The sequence below is a fragment of the Sphingomonas spermidinifaciens genome, assembly GCF_002351485.1.
GTDB classification, from domain to species: Bacteria; Pseudomonadota; Alphaproteobacteria; order Sphingomonadales; family Sphingomonadaceae; genus Sphingomonas; species Sphingomonas spermidinifaciens.
Map to the genome: position 1 here is coordinate 42,916 of NZ_NWMW01000003.1, position 13,093 is coordinate 56,008.

Here is a 13,093-nt window from a genome sequence, read left to right on the forward strand (position 1 = left end):
GCCGCGCCCATCTTGCTTGAACCGGAGCGGGTCACCCCGCTCCGACCAAATCAATAGCGATAGTGATCCGGCTTGAACGGCCCCTCGACCGGCACGCCGATATAGCTTGCCTGCTTCTCGGACAGCTTCGACAGCTTCACGCCCAGCTTTTCGAGGTGCAGCGCCGCGACCTTCTCGTCGAGGTGCTTGGGCAGGACATAGACCTTGTTCTCGTACTTCTCGCCGGCCGTCCACAGCTCGATCTGCGCGAGCGTCTGGTTGGTGAAGCTCGACGACATGACGAACGACGGGTGGCCGGTCGCGCAGCCAAGGTTCACGAGGCGGCCCTTGGCCAGCACGATGATCTGCTTGCCGTCGGGGAACTCGACGAGGTCCGTGCCCGGCTTCACCTCGGTCCACTTGTAGTTCGACAGCGCCGCGATCTGGATCTCGCTGTCGAAGTGGCCGATGTTGCAGACGATCGACATCGGCTTCATCGCCTTCATGTGATCGGCGGTGATGACGTCGGCATTGCCGGTCGCGGTGCAGAAGATGTCGGCGCGGCCCACGGCCTCCTCCATCGTCACGACCTCATAGCCCTCCATCGCCGCCTGCAGGGCGCAGATCGGGTCGATCTCGGTCACGAGCACGCGCGCGCCGCCGTTGCGGAGCGACGCCGCCGAGCCCTTGCCTACATCGCCGAAGCCCGCGACGACCGCGACCTTGCCCGCGAGCATCACGTCGGTGGCGCGGCGGATCGCGTCGACTAGCGATTCCTTGCAGCCGTAGAGGTTGTCGAACTTCGACTTGGTGACGCTGTCGTTAACGTTGATCGCCGGGAAGGGCAGCTCGCCCTTCTTGGCGATCTCATAGAGCCGGTGGACGCCGGTGGTGGTCTCTTCGCTGACGCCCTTCAGGTTCTTGACCGTCTCGGTCAGATAGCCGGGCTTGCGTGCGATGAAGGCCTTGAGCGCGCGCTGGAACTCGACCTCTTCGGCGTTCTCGGGCTCGGGCAGCGTCGCGCCGGCCTCGAGCTTCGCGCCCCACAGCGCGAACATGGTCGCGTCGCCGCCGTCGTCGAGGATCAGGTTGGCCGTCGTGCCCGAACCGTCACGATCCCAGTCGAAGATCTCGCCGACATAGTCCCAGTAATCGGCCAGCGTCTCGCCCTTCACGGCGAACACCGGGATGCCGGCGGCGGCAATCGCGGCCGCGGCATGGTCCTGCGTCGAGAAGATGTTGCACGTCGCCCAGCGGACATCGGCGCCGAGCGCGGTCAGCGTCTCGATCAGCACCGCGGTCTGGATCGTCATGTGGAGCGAGCCGGTGATGCGCGCGCCCTTCAGCGGCTGCGACGCGCCGAACTCCTCGCGCAGGCTCATCAGGCCCGGCATCTCGGTCTCGGCGATCTTGATCTCCGCACGGCCGAACTCGGCGAGCGACAGATCGCTGACGACGTAATCCTGCGTCTCGAGGACGGGGGCGGTGGCCACAATCATTCTCCTGAATCGCGATAGCGTGGCCGTCCCCTAGCGAACTCCCAGGCGGAACGCAAACTCGATATAAAGATATCTTTATATGTGGCTGGCCACCGACTTCGAGTCGACCTTGTCGGTATTGCGAAAGCGGAAGGGCAGCGACAGCCAGTCGCCGACGGTGCGCGGCTGGTCGAGCTCGGCGATGCCGGTGTCGGGCCATTCACCCTCGCGCGGCATCCAGGCGGTGCCGAACAGCCGGTCCCACAACGGCGTGAACGCTCCCTGCGCTATCAAGGGGCCGTTTCCGCGCGGTTAATGTGCCGCCGCCTCAGGCACTTCCCGCCGAGGGCGTTAGCATCCGCGGGTCGATGCCCGCGGCCGAGAAGGCGCGGTGCCAGCGATCGTCGGCATCCGTGTCGTACAGAAGCGCCTCGTCCCCCTCGACGTTGAACCAGCCGTGGCGCGTCATCTCGCCGTCGAGCTGCCCCTCGCCCCAGCCGGCATAGCCGAGCGCGACGATCCAGCGCGCCGGCCCCCGGTCCTCGGCAATCGCGCGCAGCACGTCGACGGTACCCGACAAGGCCCAGCGGCCCGCGACATCGACAGTGTCCTGTCCGCTCCAGTCGGTTGAATGAACCACAAAGCCGCGGCGCGGCTCGACCGGGCCGCCAAAATGCACGGGCGCGGCGGGGACGCCGTCGGTCGCGATCTCGAACTGGGCAAGCACGTCGTGGAGCGTCAGCCCGTCGACCACCGCGCCGATGCCGATGCCGAGCGCTCCGGCCGCGTCGTGCGCGCACATCGCGATCACCGCCCGCTCGAAGCGCGGATCGCCGATGCCAGGCATCGCGAGCAGGAACTGACCGGTCAGGAACGGGCTGGGAGTGGGAGACACATTCATGACGCCAAAACCCTAAGGCGGCCGGTTATGATCCGCCAATGCTTGAAAAAGGCCCGGAACGAACCAAGCTGGCGTGCGACCGAAGAGGAGCAAGGCATGACGATCAAGGCAGGCGACCGCATTCCCGATACGACCTTCATCAAGGCGGGGGACGCCGGTCCCGAGCCGGTCGCCGCCGCCGACTTCTTCAAGGGTCGCCGCGTCGCGCTGTTCGCGGTGCCGGGCGCCTTTACCCCCACCTGTTCGGCCCGCCACCTGCCGGGCTTCGTCGAGCGCGCCGAGGAGCTCAAGGCCAAGGGCATCGACGAGATCGCCTGCACCTCGGTCAACGACGCCTTCGTGCTCGGCGCCTGGCGCCGGGCAAATGATGCGGAGGCGGTGACGATGCTCGCCGACGGCAATGGCGAGTTCGCGCGGGCGGCGGGGCTCGAGATGGACGGCAGCGCCTATGGCATGGGCACGCGCAGCCAGCGCTATGCGATGATCGTCGATGACGGCGTGGTCGAGCAGATCCATGTCGATCAGCCGGGCGAGTTCAGCGTCAGCTCCGCCGATCACCTCCTCGAACGGCTTTGACGCGGAACCCTGCTGCTCCGAAAATGTTGCTCCTGCGAAAGGAGATATCGCGATGACCACCGAAGCCGCGACCACCACCGCAGAGGACGCCGCCGAGGCGACCAAGAACAAGGCCGCTAAGGCGACAGCCGCCGTCAAGCAAGCGGCGAGCGATGCCGCCGACAAAAGCCGCACCGTCGCCAAGAAGGCGGCCAAGCGCATCGACGAGGCGACCGAGACGACGGTCGATTCGGCCAAGCGCCACCCGGTCGCCGCCGCCGCGATCGCGGTCGGCACCGCTGCCGCCGTTGCCGGCGCGGCGTTCGGCGTCAGCAAGCTGGTCGAAAAGCGCAAGGACACCAAGCCTGCGGCCAAGCGCAAGCCCGCGGCGAAGAAGCCGGCCGCCAAGCCGAACGGCGCGGCCACCGACTGACGATCGATCGCGGCGGCGCTTGGCCCGCGCCGCCGCGAGATCGTCACGGACACGTCTTGCCAGCGTCATCGCGGCGAATTAGCCGTCAAAGATGACACAGGCAGAATCCATCGTCGCCGACCTTGATCGGCTCTACACCGCCTCCGTCTCGCGCTTGAAGACCGCGCTTGAGATTTATCTCGCCACCGGCGAGGCGCCCGCGCCCGAGACGCGCAAGGACGGCAGCTTCGCCTATCCCGAAATCCGCGTCCGCTACACCGGTGGGCCCGACCGCCCCACGCCGACGCGCTCGTTCGGCCGTCTCGTCACCGCGGGCGACTATCGCATCAGCGTGACCAAGCCGGCGATGTACGGCGACTATTTGACCGAGCAGCTGACGCTCCTGATCGAGGATTACGACGTCGAAGTCGAGGCGGTGCCGGGGCGCCAGGAAATCCCCTTCCCCTACGTCCTCGACCCCGGCCATGCGCTCCAGCTCGACGAGGTGTCGGCTTCCGAACTCGCGCGCTTCTTCCCCGCAACCGAGCTCGCGCATATCGGCGACGAGATCGCCGACGGGCTGTGGGTCAGCCTCGACGGCACCCGGCCGCTCGCGCTGTTCGATGCGCTGCGCACCGATTTCAGCCTCGCGCGGCTGCGCCACTACACCGGCACGCCGACCGAGCATGTGCAGAAATATGTGCTGTTCACCAACTATCACCGCTATGTCGACGAGTTCGTGCGCTGGGGCACCGAGCAGCTCGGCAAGGGCCAGTACACGGCGCTGTCGGGTGCGGGCGGCCTCTATCTGGAGGCGGACGCCGACCCGGCCGATCACGTCGCCGACAGCGCGTGGCGCCGGCACCAGATGCCCGCCTATCACCTGATCGCGCCCGACCGCAGCGGCATCACCCTCGTCAACATCGGCGTTGGTCCCTCGAACGCCAAGACGATCACCGACCACCTGGCGGTCATGCGGCCCGAGGCGTGGCTGATGATCGGCCATTGCGGCGGCCTGCGCCCCAGCCAGCGGATCGGCGACTATGTGCTCGCCCATGCCTATCTTCGTGACGATCACGTGCTCGACGAGGTGCTGCCTCCCGCCATCCCCGTCCCCGCGATCGCCGAGGTGCAGCAGGCCCTGGCTCGCGCGGCGCAGACAATCTCGGGCCAGTCGGGCGACGAATTGAAGCGTCGGCTGCGCACCGGCACGATCGTCACCACCGACGACCGCAACTGGGAGCTGCGCTTCTCGGCCTCGGCGCTGCGCTTCTCTCTGAGCCGCGCGGTCGGCATCGACATGGAATCGGCGACGATCGCCGCGCAGGGCTATCGCTTCCGCGTGCCCTACGGCACGCTCCTTTGCGTCTCGGACAAGCCGCTGCACGGCGAACTCAAGCTGCCGGGCCAGGCCAACCGCTTCTACGAGCGGGCGATCAGCGAGCATATGCGGATCGGCATCGAGACGGTCGAGGAACTGCGGCGCGAGGGCGCGAAGCTTCACAGCCGCAAGCTGCGCGCATTCAACGAGCCGCCGTTCCGGTGACGGATAGGATCACCGCCTAAGGCGTTGAGCGTTCGACCTTCCTCCAGGAGAACGCATCATGTCGATCAGCCTGAAGCCGCTTGCCGAACAGACGATCGTCATCACCGGTGCCTCCTCGGGCATCGGACTCGCCACGGCACGCCGCGCGGCGCGCGCCGGCGCGCGCGTCGTCATGGTCGCGCGCAACGAGATGGCGCTGCGCGAGGCGGCCGAGGCGATCGGCCGGGCGGGCGGCAAGGCGGCCTGGATCGCGCTCGACGTGGCGGACGAGGATGCGCCGCAGCGGATCGCGGCACTCGCCGACCAACGCTTCGGCGGGTTCGACACCTGGGTCAACGACGCTGCGGTCGCGCTCTACGCCCCGCTCGCTGAGACCGGCCTCGAGGAGCATCGACGGGTGTTCGAGGTCGGCTATTTCGCGCTCGTCCGCGCCTCGCTCTTCGCAGTCGAGCGGCTGCGCGACCGCGGCGGCGCGCTCATCAATCTGGGCTCGGTGCTGTCGGAGCGAGCAATCTCGCTTCAGGGCAGCTATTCGGCGATGAAACATGCGGTGCTCGGCTTTACCGAGGCGCTGCGCACCGAGTTGGAGGGTGATGGCGTGCCAATCTCGGTCACGCTGATCAAGCCGACCGGGATCGACACGCCCTATCCCGAACATGCGCGCAACAAGCTCGACAAGCCCGCGCGCATCCCGCCGGTCGTCTACGACCCAGAGCTCGTCGCCAAGGCGATCTGCTTTGCGGCGGCGCACCGGAAGCGCGAGCTGACCGTCGGCGGCGGCGGGTTCATGATCTCGGGCCTCGGCAACGCAATGCCGCGCATGACCGACTTGATGGTCGAAACGGTGTTCGGCAAACCGGCCCAGACGATCGACACGCCCCCCGAACCCGGCACCGAGGACAATCTGCTCGAGCCGCGCAAGGACGGGCGTGAACGCTCGAACCAGGACATCTATGTCCGCCGCACCAGCCTGTCGCTCGAGGCACAGATGCGCCCGGCTGCGACCGCGGCGTTGGTCGGTGGCGCCGCGGCGGCGTTATGGCTGCTGCTCCGCCCCACGCGACTTGGCGACGGGACGCTCATGGGACGCGCGCATCAGGCGGACGGAACGGATTCGACCGCCTCATGGCAGGCCGGAATCGCGGACGAAGGCACAATTCCGGAGCGCGAGCCGGTCGCGGCGAGCTAACGCATTTTCCTGGCCCCGGGCCTGCCCCCGGGGTCACACTTTTGCTTCTATCAAAAAGTTGGCGGGACTTCGGAACAAGTCCGGGGCCCCGACATGGCATCAATTAGCGCCGAGCCACGCCGCCAGGGCATCGCCCAGTTCGGGCTTCGTCACCGCGCTCATATGTCCGCCCGGGACCTCCACCAGCGTCGCGCCGGGAATTGCCGCCGCCAGCTCGCGGTGCGAGCCGTTGTCGTCGTCTTCCTCACCCGCCAGCACCAGCGTCGGCTGATTGATCGCGCGCACCCGCTCGATCGGCGTATCGACGAAGGTGTCGAGGACGTGACGCAGCGCGACCGGATCGCCCTTGGTCGTCTTCAGGAACGCCTCGACCACCCACTTCGGCGACCCGCGCTCGAACGTGCCCAGATTGTCGAGGATGCCCCGGAAATGCCCGCTGCGGCGGTTGGTGTCGGTAAGCCCCTCCAGCCCCATGCCGACAAAGATGACCTTCGTCGGCGTCGGCACCCGCGCCCGGTCGAGCACCCGCATCGCCGTCCGCGCGCCCAGCGAGTAGCCGCCGAGGTCATAATCGGTCAGGCCGAGCCGCGCGATCAGCGCCTCGGCATCCTCGGCCAGCACATCGGGGCGATAGGCGGCGGCGTCGTGCGGCCGGTCACTGCCCCCGTGCGCGCGCAGGTCGGGCATGATGACGCGGTAACCTTGCGCCGCGACCTTGCCCGCATGCCCCCAGCGCATCCAGTTGGTGAAGGCGTCGGACATGTAACCGTGGATCAGGACCACCGGCCGCCCCTCCCCCAGTTCGTGCCAGCTCAGTCGCGTGCCGTCGGTCGCGGTCAGGTGGTGGATGGTGGATTGATCGGTCATGATAGCTTCAACGCCTCTACGGGGAACGCGCGCCCGCTGATGGCGGCGAGGAACTTTCGGTCGGCGGTCACGCGCGTCGCGCCGGTTTCAATCGCGAGCATAAGATACAAACAATCGTCGAGCGCGTGATTGAGATCGACCGCCATCCGCATTGCCCGCATCGATAACGAGCATCACTCCGTCCAACCGGCCGGCCTTGCTAACACGGTCATGGTGGATCGTGAGTGCTGTCGGCAACTCGCAACCTCCGGCCACACGCGACCGGAAAGCGCCATCAGCGTCGCAGGGGTTCTTTTTGGCGAAAGGCGCAGTCGCCTCGATCACGCAGCGCAGTTCGGTCTTCCGCGAACTGACGCATCCGGATGCCAGCGCGCGATAGGCGGCCAGCATGCCCGGCTTCAGCTTGCGGATCAGCGCCTGTTCCATCGTGCGTTGATAGCAGGTTGCTATCAACGCTCCAGCGGCTTCACCCCTTCTTCAGATGCCGGCGCCCGAGCAGTTCGGCGATCTGCACGGCGTTCAGCGCCGCGCCCTTGCGGAGATTGTCGCTGACGCACCAGAAGGCGAGGCCGTTCTCGACCGTCGAGTCCTCGCGCACCCGGCTGACGAAGGTCGCATAGTCGCCGACGCATTCGATCGGCGTCACGTATCCGCCGTCCTCGCGCTTGTCGACGAGCATGATGCCTGGCGCCTCGCGCAGCAGGTTCTGCGCCTCCTCGGCCGAAATCTCGCGCTCGAACTCGACGTTCACCGCCTCCGAATGGCCGACGAACACGGGCACGCGAACGCAGGTCGCGATGACCTTGACCTTGGGGTCGAGGATCTTCTTGGTCTCGACCACCATCTTCCACTCTTCCTTCGTCGATCCGTCGTCGAGGAAGCTGTCGATGTGCGGGATGACGTTGAAGGCGATCTGCTTGGTGAACTTCTTGGGCTCGGCCTGGTCGCCGACGAAGATGTTGCGGCTCTGCTCGAACAGCTCGTCCATCCCCGCCTTGCCCGCGCCCGACACCGACTGATAGGTCGCGACCACCACGCGCTTGATGCCCGCCGCATCGTGCAGCGGCTTAAGGGCGACGACCATCTGCGCGGTCGAGCAGTTGGGATTGGCGATGATGTTCTTGGCCTTGTAGCCGTCGATCGCCTCCGGGTTCACCTCCGGCACGATCAGCGGCACATCGGGGTCCATGCGGTAGAGCGAGCTATTGTCGATCACGACGCAGCCCGCCGCCGCGAACTTGGGCGCGTACACCTTGGTCGCGTCGCTGCCGATCGCGAACAGCGCCATGTCCCAGCCGGTCGGATCGAAATGCTCGATGTTCTGGATCTTCAGCCGGCGGCCCGTCTCGCCATATTCGGCTTCCTCGCCGACAGAGCGGCTGCTGGCGAGCACCGCAATCTCGTCGGCCGGAAACTCGCGCTCGGCGAGGATGTTGAGCATCTCGCGCCCGACATTGCCCGTGGCACCCGCGACGACGATCCGATAACCCATGGTCCGCAACTTCCTGTCGTGAATTGCCCTTGTCGGGGCACGAAAACGACGGTGGCTTTAGAAGGTCCCGCTGCGAATGGAAGGGCCTTTCCCTTGCGCACAGCCAAGCCCCGCTTGGTCAGGCGGCGACGCGGCCGTATCGCTGGACGGTGAACGGATGGCTTGAAGAGAGCCCGCCATCGACGACGATCGCCTGCCCGTTGACATAGCTCGCCGCATCGCTGGCGAGGAACAGGACCGCGGCGGCGACCTCCTCGGGCAACCCCGCGCGCTTCAGCGGGTTGAGCGCGCCGATCCTCCCCTCCACGCCCTTCTCTCGCGCCCGGTCGAAGATCATCTGCGTCATGCCCGTCTCGATCAGGCCGGGGCAAACGGCATTCACGCGGACGCCCGATCCGGTGAGCTGCTGCGCGGCAGTCTGGGCAAGGTTGACGACCCCCGCCTTCGACGCCGAATAGGCAGCCCCGCCCGCGCCGGACCGCAAGCCCGCAACGCTGGCGGTCAGCACGATCGACCCGCCGCCGCGCTCGGCGATCCGGGGGGCGGCGTGCTTCACTGCGAGAAAGGGGCCGATCAGGTTGATCCGCAGGATCTCTGCCCAGTCGGCCGCGCTCTGCTCGAACAGTCCGGCGAGCCCGCCCGACACGCCGGCATTGGCGTGGAAGATATCGAGCCCGCCATGCGCCGCCACCGCCGCCTCGACGAGGTCGGCAACCGCCGGCTCTTCTCCCGCATCCGCGGTCACGCCGATCGCGCGTCCGCCCGCCTCCCGGATCGCCGCCGCCGTCTCGTCCGCGCCCGACAGGTCGGCGCAGACCACCGCCGCGCCTTCGGCCGCCAGCCCGATCGCAGTGACTCGGCCGATCCCCGATCCGGCGCCCGTCACGATTGCCGACTTCCCCGCAAATCGCATCAGCGCGCCCCCTCGATTGCCCGGTCGTCGAACATCCCGAACATCAACGTCGAGGCATAAAGCGCGACCGCCCGTTCACGCGGCATCGTGCGTGCCCAGTTGCGCATGTCGAAGGCGGCGTTCTGGAGCGCCATCAGCGCCTGTGCCGCGACCAGCGGATCGACGGCGCGGCACGACCCCTCGGCGATGCCGTCGCTGATCGTGCCGGCGAAGCGGCGGGCGATCCGGTTCGAGCGGTCGATCATCACCTGTCGCACGCCCGTCGGCAGCCCCGACAGGGCGGTGGTGCGCAGGAGTGGCCCCGCTTCCGAAAACTGGATGTCGAGCAATGTCGCGATCATGCTCGACAGCCGCTGCCAGTGGCTGCCGCCCGCCGCATCGCCTTCGCGCTGCGCGCCCGTGATGGTCTCGAAGCTGCGCGCATAGCATTGCGCGACGAGATCGTCCTTGGCGTCGAGATGGTGGTAGAAACTGCCCTTGGTGACGTTGAGCTCGCTCGCGATCCGCTGCACCGAGGCACCGCGATAGCCGAGCTCGTTGATGAGGCGTGTGGCGGCGAGCAGGAAATTCTCGCGGCTCGTGCGCGGCGCACCGTGCGTGAGATCGAGCAGCGCCGGGGTCCAGCGCGCTCCCGGTCCGGCGACGCCGCTCGCGAACAGGTCCATCAGCCGCGCCTCGATGCGCGGAAACTGATCGAGGTCGTAGCGGTCGAGCCAGACCGTCAGCCAAAAGCTGTTCTCGAGCAGCACATGCGCGCGTGCACCGTTGAGGTCGGTTTGCGCGCGCGTCGACATCGGTCCGAACAGCTGGCGCGTCCGCCGGAACACCTCGCGCCAGCGGGCGAGCAGCGCACCCTTGGCCGGTTCGTCCATCGCACGCAGGTCCGACAGCACCGCGACCGCCGACTCGCTCCCCTCGCGCACCCGCGCCAGCCGCGCGAAGGTGAGCGCGACGAACCGCGCCACGCGGTCCTGCGGCGTCGCCTGTTCGAGCGCATCGTCGAGCGTGGCGAGCAGCACGTCGATCGTCTGCTCGAACGTCGCGGCGGCCAGGTCCTCCTTTCGCTTGAAATAATAGGTGACGCTCGTCGTATTGAGCCCGACGCGACGCGCCACGTCGGCGAAGGTCATGCCCTTGGCCGATTGCTCGTTGATCGCCGCCGCCGCCGCCGCGAGGATCGCGTCGCGCTTGGCCTGAAAACGTTTGGTCCCCTCGGCCGCACGTGCGGCCCCCTCTGTCGCGCTCATGGCATCGAGATTAGCGAATGCTTTTCGAAGATACAGTGTTTTTTGGGTTCGCCCGACGATCGCTGTTAACGCGGCGGCAACGCGCATCGGGTGCCGCTTGTCCGAAGATCGGGTATGGTCTACCCCGGTTGCCACACGGATTGCCGGAGGGGATCGATGGACTTCACGCTGACCGCGCGCCAGACACATTTCCGCGACCGCGTGCGCGACTTCATCGCGCGAGAGATCGCCCCGCGCGACCACGACTATCATGTCGAGATCGAGCGCGGCGACCGCTGGGCGCCCTCTACGGTTATCGAGGCGCTTAAGCCAAAGGCCCGCGCTGCCGGCCTCTGGAACCTCTTCATGCCCCCTGCCCCCGCGATCGATCCCGTCGACGATCGCTTCCGGTTCGAGGGCGAGCAGCTTACCAACCTCGAATATGCACTCTGCGCCGAGGAGATGGGGCGGTTTCATTGGGCGAGCGAGGTGTTCAACTGCTCGGCCCCCGACACGGGCAACATGGAAGTGCTCGAACGCTACGGCACGTTCGAACAGAAGGAACGCTGGCTGCGCCCGCTGATGCACGGCGAGATCCGCTCGGCCTTCCTGATGACCGAGCCGGCGGTCGCCTCCTCCGACGCGACGAACATCGAGACCTCGATCCGCCGCGACGGCGACAGCTACGTCATCAACGGCCGCAAATGGTGGTCGTCCGGCACCGGCGACCCGCGCTGCAAGATCGCGATCGTGATGGGCAAGACCGATACCGAGGCGAAGCGGCACCAGCAGCAGTCGATGATCCTCGTCCCCCTCGACACGCCCGGCGTGCGGATCGAGCGGATGCTAGGCGTCTATGGCTATGACCACGCCCCCCACGGGCATGGCGAGGTGGTGCTTGAGAATGTCCGCGTTCCCGCCGACAACTTGCTGCTCGGCGAGGGGCGCGGCTTCGAGATCGCGCAAGGAAGGCTGGGGCCGGGGCGCATCCACCATTGCATGCGCACGATCGGGACCGCCGAGATGGCGATCGAGCTGATGGCGAAGCGGCTGATGTCGCGCACGGCCTTCGGCAAGCGCATCGCCGACCATTCGATCTGGGAACAGCGGATCGCTCGGGCGCGCATCGACATCGAGATGACGCGCCTCCTCTGCCTCAAGGCCGCCGACATGATGGACCGTGCGGGCAACAAGGCGGCCCAGCTCGAGATCGCGATGATCAAGGTGCAGGCGCCGACGATGGCGCTGCAGCTGCTCGACGACGCGATCCAGGCGCATGGCGGGATGGGCGTGTCGCAGGACACGCCGCTCGCCGCCGCCTGGGCAGGGCTGCGCACGCTCCGCTTCGCCGACGGGCCTGACGAGGTTCACAATCGCGCGATCGCCCGCGCCGAGTTCGGACGGCACGGCGCGTGAGGGTAGACGCCGCGGTCCTGCGCGAGGCGGGCCGGCCGCTGTCGATCGAACCGATCGAGGTCGATGCGCCCGGCCCGCGCGAGGTGCTGATCCGAACCGCGGCGTGCGGCGTCTGCCGGTCGGACCTGCACTTCGTCGATGGCGCCTTCCCGCACCCGATGCCGACCGTGCCGGGGCACGAGGCGGCCGGCGTCGTCATCGCGGTGGGCGACGGCGTGGCGAGCGTGAAGCCCGGAGATCACGTCGTCACCTTCTTCACCGTTTTCTGCGGCGCGTGCGAGTTCTGCGCGAGCGGACGACCCTCGCTCTGCGTCAGCCCGGCGACGCGCCGGCCGAAGGGTGCGCCGCCGCGCCTCCGCCTTGACGACGGCACGCCGCTCGCCCCGTTCCTCAACCTGTCGGCGTTCGCCGGGGCGATGCTTGTCCACGAGAATGGCTGCGTCGCGATCGACCCTGCCATGCCGCTCGACCGCGCCGCGCTGCTCGGCTGCGCGGTCATCACCGGCGCGGGTGCGATCTTCAACGACAGCCGGGTGCGGCCGGGCGAGAGCGTTGCAGTGATCGGCGCGGGCGGCATCGGCCTGGCTGCGATCAACGCCGCGCGGATCGCAGGCGCGGGACTGATCGCGGCGATCGACCCGGTCGCTGACAAGCGCGACCTTGCGCTGAAGATGGGCGCAACCCACGCCTTTGCGCCCGAGGACGCCGCGCGCGAGCTGACCGCGCTGCCCGGCGGCGGCGTCGATTACGCGATCGAGGCAGTGGGGCGCCCCGCGACCGCCGAGCTTGCCTGGACGATCCTCAAGCGTGGCGGCACCGCGACGATCCTCGGCATGATCGCGCCGGGTCAGGCGGTGTCAATTCCCGGCCCGTCCTTCCTCACAGGCAAGAAGCTGCAGGGTTCGCTCCTGGGCTCGACCCGCTTCCCGATCGACCTGCCGCGGCTGGTGCGCATGTACCTCGATGGCCTGCTCGACCTCGACACCATGGTCGCGGAGCGGATCGCGCTCACCGACGTCAACGCCGCGCTCGACCGGCTGCGCGCGGGCGACAGCGTGCGGTCGGTGATCGTCTTCAAATAGAAAACGGGCGGGGGCCCGAGAGCCCCCGCCCGCTCCC

General features: G+C 67.7%; 14 protein-coding genes. 6 read left to right on the top strand and 8 right to left on the bottom strand.

Going from position 1 to position 13,093, the window contains the following annotated elements; translation table 11 throughout:
- Positions 1 to 50: 50 nt before the first annotated feature.
- From ahcY to COC42_RS15520, 3 genes are all read right to left on the bottom strand, one after another.
- Positions 51 to 1,478: an adenosylhomocysteinase gene (gene ahcY / locus COC42_RS15515; protein WP_096344284.1), complete on the bottom strand. Its 1,428-nt coding sequence runs from the start codon at positions 1,476 to 1,478 to the stop codon at positions 51 to 53.
- Positions 1,479 to 1,553: 75 nt separating this feature from the next.
- Positions 1,554 to 1,751 (bottom strand): sterol desaturase family protein, encoded by a 198-nt coding sequence (locus COC42_RS17530; RefSeq protein WP_141395864.1) that lies wholly within the window; start codon positions 1,749 to 1,751, stop codon positions 1,554 to 1,556.
- Between the two features lie 34 nt (positions 1,752 to 1,785).
- Positions 1,786 to 2,358 (bottom strand): YqgE/AlgH family protein, encoded by a 573-nt coding sequence (locus COC42_RS15520; RefSeq protein ID WP_096344285.1) that lies wholly within the window; start codon positions 2,356 to 2,358, stop codon positions 1,786 to 1,788.
- Positions 2,359 to 2,454: 96 nt separating this feature from the next.
- Here COC42_RS15520 and COC42_RS15525 point away from each other — a divergent pair, with 96 nt between their 5' ends.
- The 4 genes from COC42_RS15525 to COC42_RS15540 all read left to right on the top strand — a co-directional run bounded on the left by COC42_RS15525 (position 2,455) and on the right by COC42_RS15540 (position 6,060).
- Positions 2,455 to 2,934, top strand: a complete 480-nt coding sequence (locus COC42_RS15525) for a peroxiredoxin (RefSeq protein ID WP_096344554.1) — start codon at positions 2,455 to 2,457, stop codon at positions 2,932 to 2,934.
- A gap of 52 nt (positions 2,935 to 2,986) precedes the next feature.
- The gene (locus COC42_RS15530) at positions 2,987 to 3,346 is read left to right on the top strand and encodes a hypothetical protein (RefSeq protein WP_096344286.1); all 360 of its coding nucleotides are present in this window, start codon (positions 2,987 to 2,989) and stop codon (positions 3,344 to 3,346) included.
- 91 nt (positions 3,347 to 3,437) lie between these two features.
- Complete coding sequence (locus COC42_RS15535; RefSeq protein ID WP_096344287.1) at positions 3,438 to 4,871, top strand: AMP nucleosidase; 1,434 nt, start codon at positions 3,438 to 3,440, stop codon at positions 4,869 to 4,871.
- 58 nt (positions 4,872 to 4,929) lie between these two features.
- A complete protein-coding gene (locus tag COC42_RS15540; RefSeq protein ID WP_096344288.1) occupies positions 4,930 to 6,060 on the top strand; it encodes an SDR family oxidoreductase in 1,131 nt (376 codons plus the stop codon).
- Between the two features lie 99 nt (positions 6,061 to 6,159).
- On the opposite strand, the gene COC42_RS15545 is transcribed toward COC42_RS15540, so the two are convergent.
- The 5 genes from COC42_RS15545 to COC42_RS15560 all read right to left on the bottom strand — a co-directional run bounded on the left by COC42_RS15545 (position 6,160) and on the right by COC42_RS15560 (position 10,579).
- Complete coding sequence (locus COC42_RS15545) at positions 6,160 to 6,927, bottom strand: alpha/beta fold hydrolase (protein WP_096344289.1); 768 nt, start codon at positions 6,925 to 6,927, stop codon at positions 6,160 to 6,162.
- An 87-nt stretch (positions 6,928 to 7,014) separates the two neighbouring features.
- The gene (locus COC42_RS17535; protein WP_141395865.1) at positions 7,015 to 7,353 is read right to left on the bottom strand and encodes a hypothetical protein; all 339 of its coding nucleotides are present in this window, start codon (positions 7,351 to 7,353) and stop codon (positions 7,015 to 7,017) included.
- 40 nt (positions 7,354 to 7,393) lie between these two features.
- Entirely contained in the window at positions 7,394 to 8,419 is a 1,026-nt protein-coding gene (locus tag COC42_RS15550; RefSeq protein ID WP_096344290.1) for an aspartate-semialdehyde dehydrogenase, read from the bottom strand.
- A 118-nt stretch (positions 8,420 to 8,537) separates the two neighbouring features.
- Positions 8,538 to 9,332 carry an SDR family NAD(P)-dependent oxidoreductase gene (locus tag COC42_RS15555; protein ID WP_217991308.1) on the bottom strand — a complete coding sequence of 265 codons (795 nt, stop codon included), beginning with the start codon at positions 9,330 to 9,332 and terminating at the stop codon, positions 8,538 to 8,540.
- Positions 9,332 to 10,579, bottom strand: a complete 1,248-nt coding sequence (locus COC42_RS15560) for a TetR/AcrR family transcriptional regulator (protein ID WP_096344292.1) — start codon at positions 10,577 to 10,579, stop codon at positions 9,332 to 9,334. Before COC42_RS15560 ends, COC42_RS15555 begins: the two co-directional genes overlap by 1 nt.
- Positions 10,580 to 10,735: 156 nt before the next feature.
- Between COC42_RS15560 and COC42_RS15565 the strand changes: the two genes are divergently transcribed.
- Positions 10,736 to 11,974, top strand: coding sequence for an acyl-CoA dehydrogenase family protein (locus COC42_RS15565; RefSeq protein WP_096344293.1), 1,239 nt, complete (start codon positions 10,736 to 10,738; stop codon positions 11,972 to 11,974).
- On the top strand, positions 11,971 to 13,056 hold the full coding sequence (locus COC42_RS15570; RefSeq protein WP_096344294.1) for a Zn-dependent alcohol dehydrogenase: 1,086 nt from the start codon (positions 11,971 to 11,973) through the stop codon (positions 13,054 to 13,056). Before COC42_RS15565 ends, COC42_RS15570 begins: the two co-directional genes overlap by 4 nt.
- Positions 13,057 to 13,093: the final 37 nt, after the last annotated feature.

Coding starts and splice junctions, on each gene's coding strand:
- COC42_RS15530 (WP_096344286.1), top strand. CDS start 2,987: ATGACCACCGAAGCCGCGACCACCACCGCAGAGGACGCCGCCGAGGCG.
- COC42_RS15525 (WP_096344554.1), top strand. CDS start 2,455: ATGACGATCAAGGCAGGCGACCGCATTCCCGATACGACCTTCATCAAG.
- COC42_RS17535 (WP_141395865.1), bottom strand. CDS start 7,353: ATGGAACAGGCGCTGATCCGCAAGCTGAAGCCGGGCATGCTGGCCGCC.
- COC42_RS15520 (WP_096344285.1), bottom strand. CDS start 2,358: ATGAATGTGTCTCCCACTCCCAGCCCGTTCCTGACCGGTCAGTTCCTG.
- COC42_RS15535 (WP_096344287.1), top strand. CDS start 3,438: ATGACACAGGCAGAATCCATCGTCGCCGACCTTGATCGGCTCTACACC.
- COC42_RS15555 (WP_217991308.1), bottom strand. CDS start 9,332: ATGCGATTTGCGGGGAAGTCGGCAATCGTGACGGGCGCCGGATCGGGG.
- COC42_RS15565 (WP_096344293.1), top strand. CDS start 10,736: ATGGACTTCACGCTGACCGCGCGCCAGACACATTTCCGCGACCGCGTG.
- COC42_RS15540 (WP_096344288.1), top strand. CDS start 4,930: ATGTCGATCAGCCTGAAGCCGCTTGCCGAACAGACGATCGTCATCACC.
- ahcY (WP_096344284.1), bottom strand. CDS start 1,478: ATGATTGTGGCCACCGCCCCCGTCCTCGAGACGCAGGATTACGTCGTC.
- COC42_RS15560 (WP_096344292.1), bottom strand. CDS start 10,579: ATGAGCGCGACAGAGGGGGCCGCACGTGCGGCCGAGGGGACCAAACGT.
- COC42_RS15545 (WP_096344289.1), bottom strand. CDS start 6,927: ATGACCGATCAATCCACCATCCACCACCTGACCGCGACCGACGGCACG.
- COC42_RS15550 (WP_096344290.1), bottom strand. CDS start 8,419: ATGGGTTATCGGATCGTCGTCGCGGGTGCCACGGGCAATGTCGGGCGC.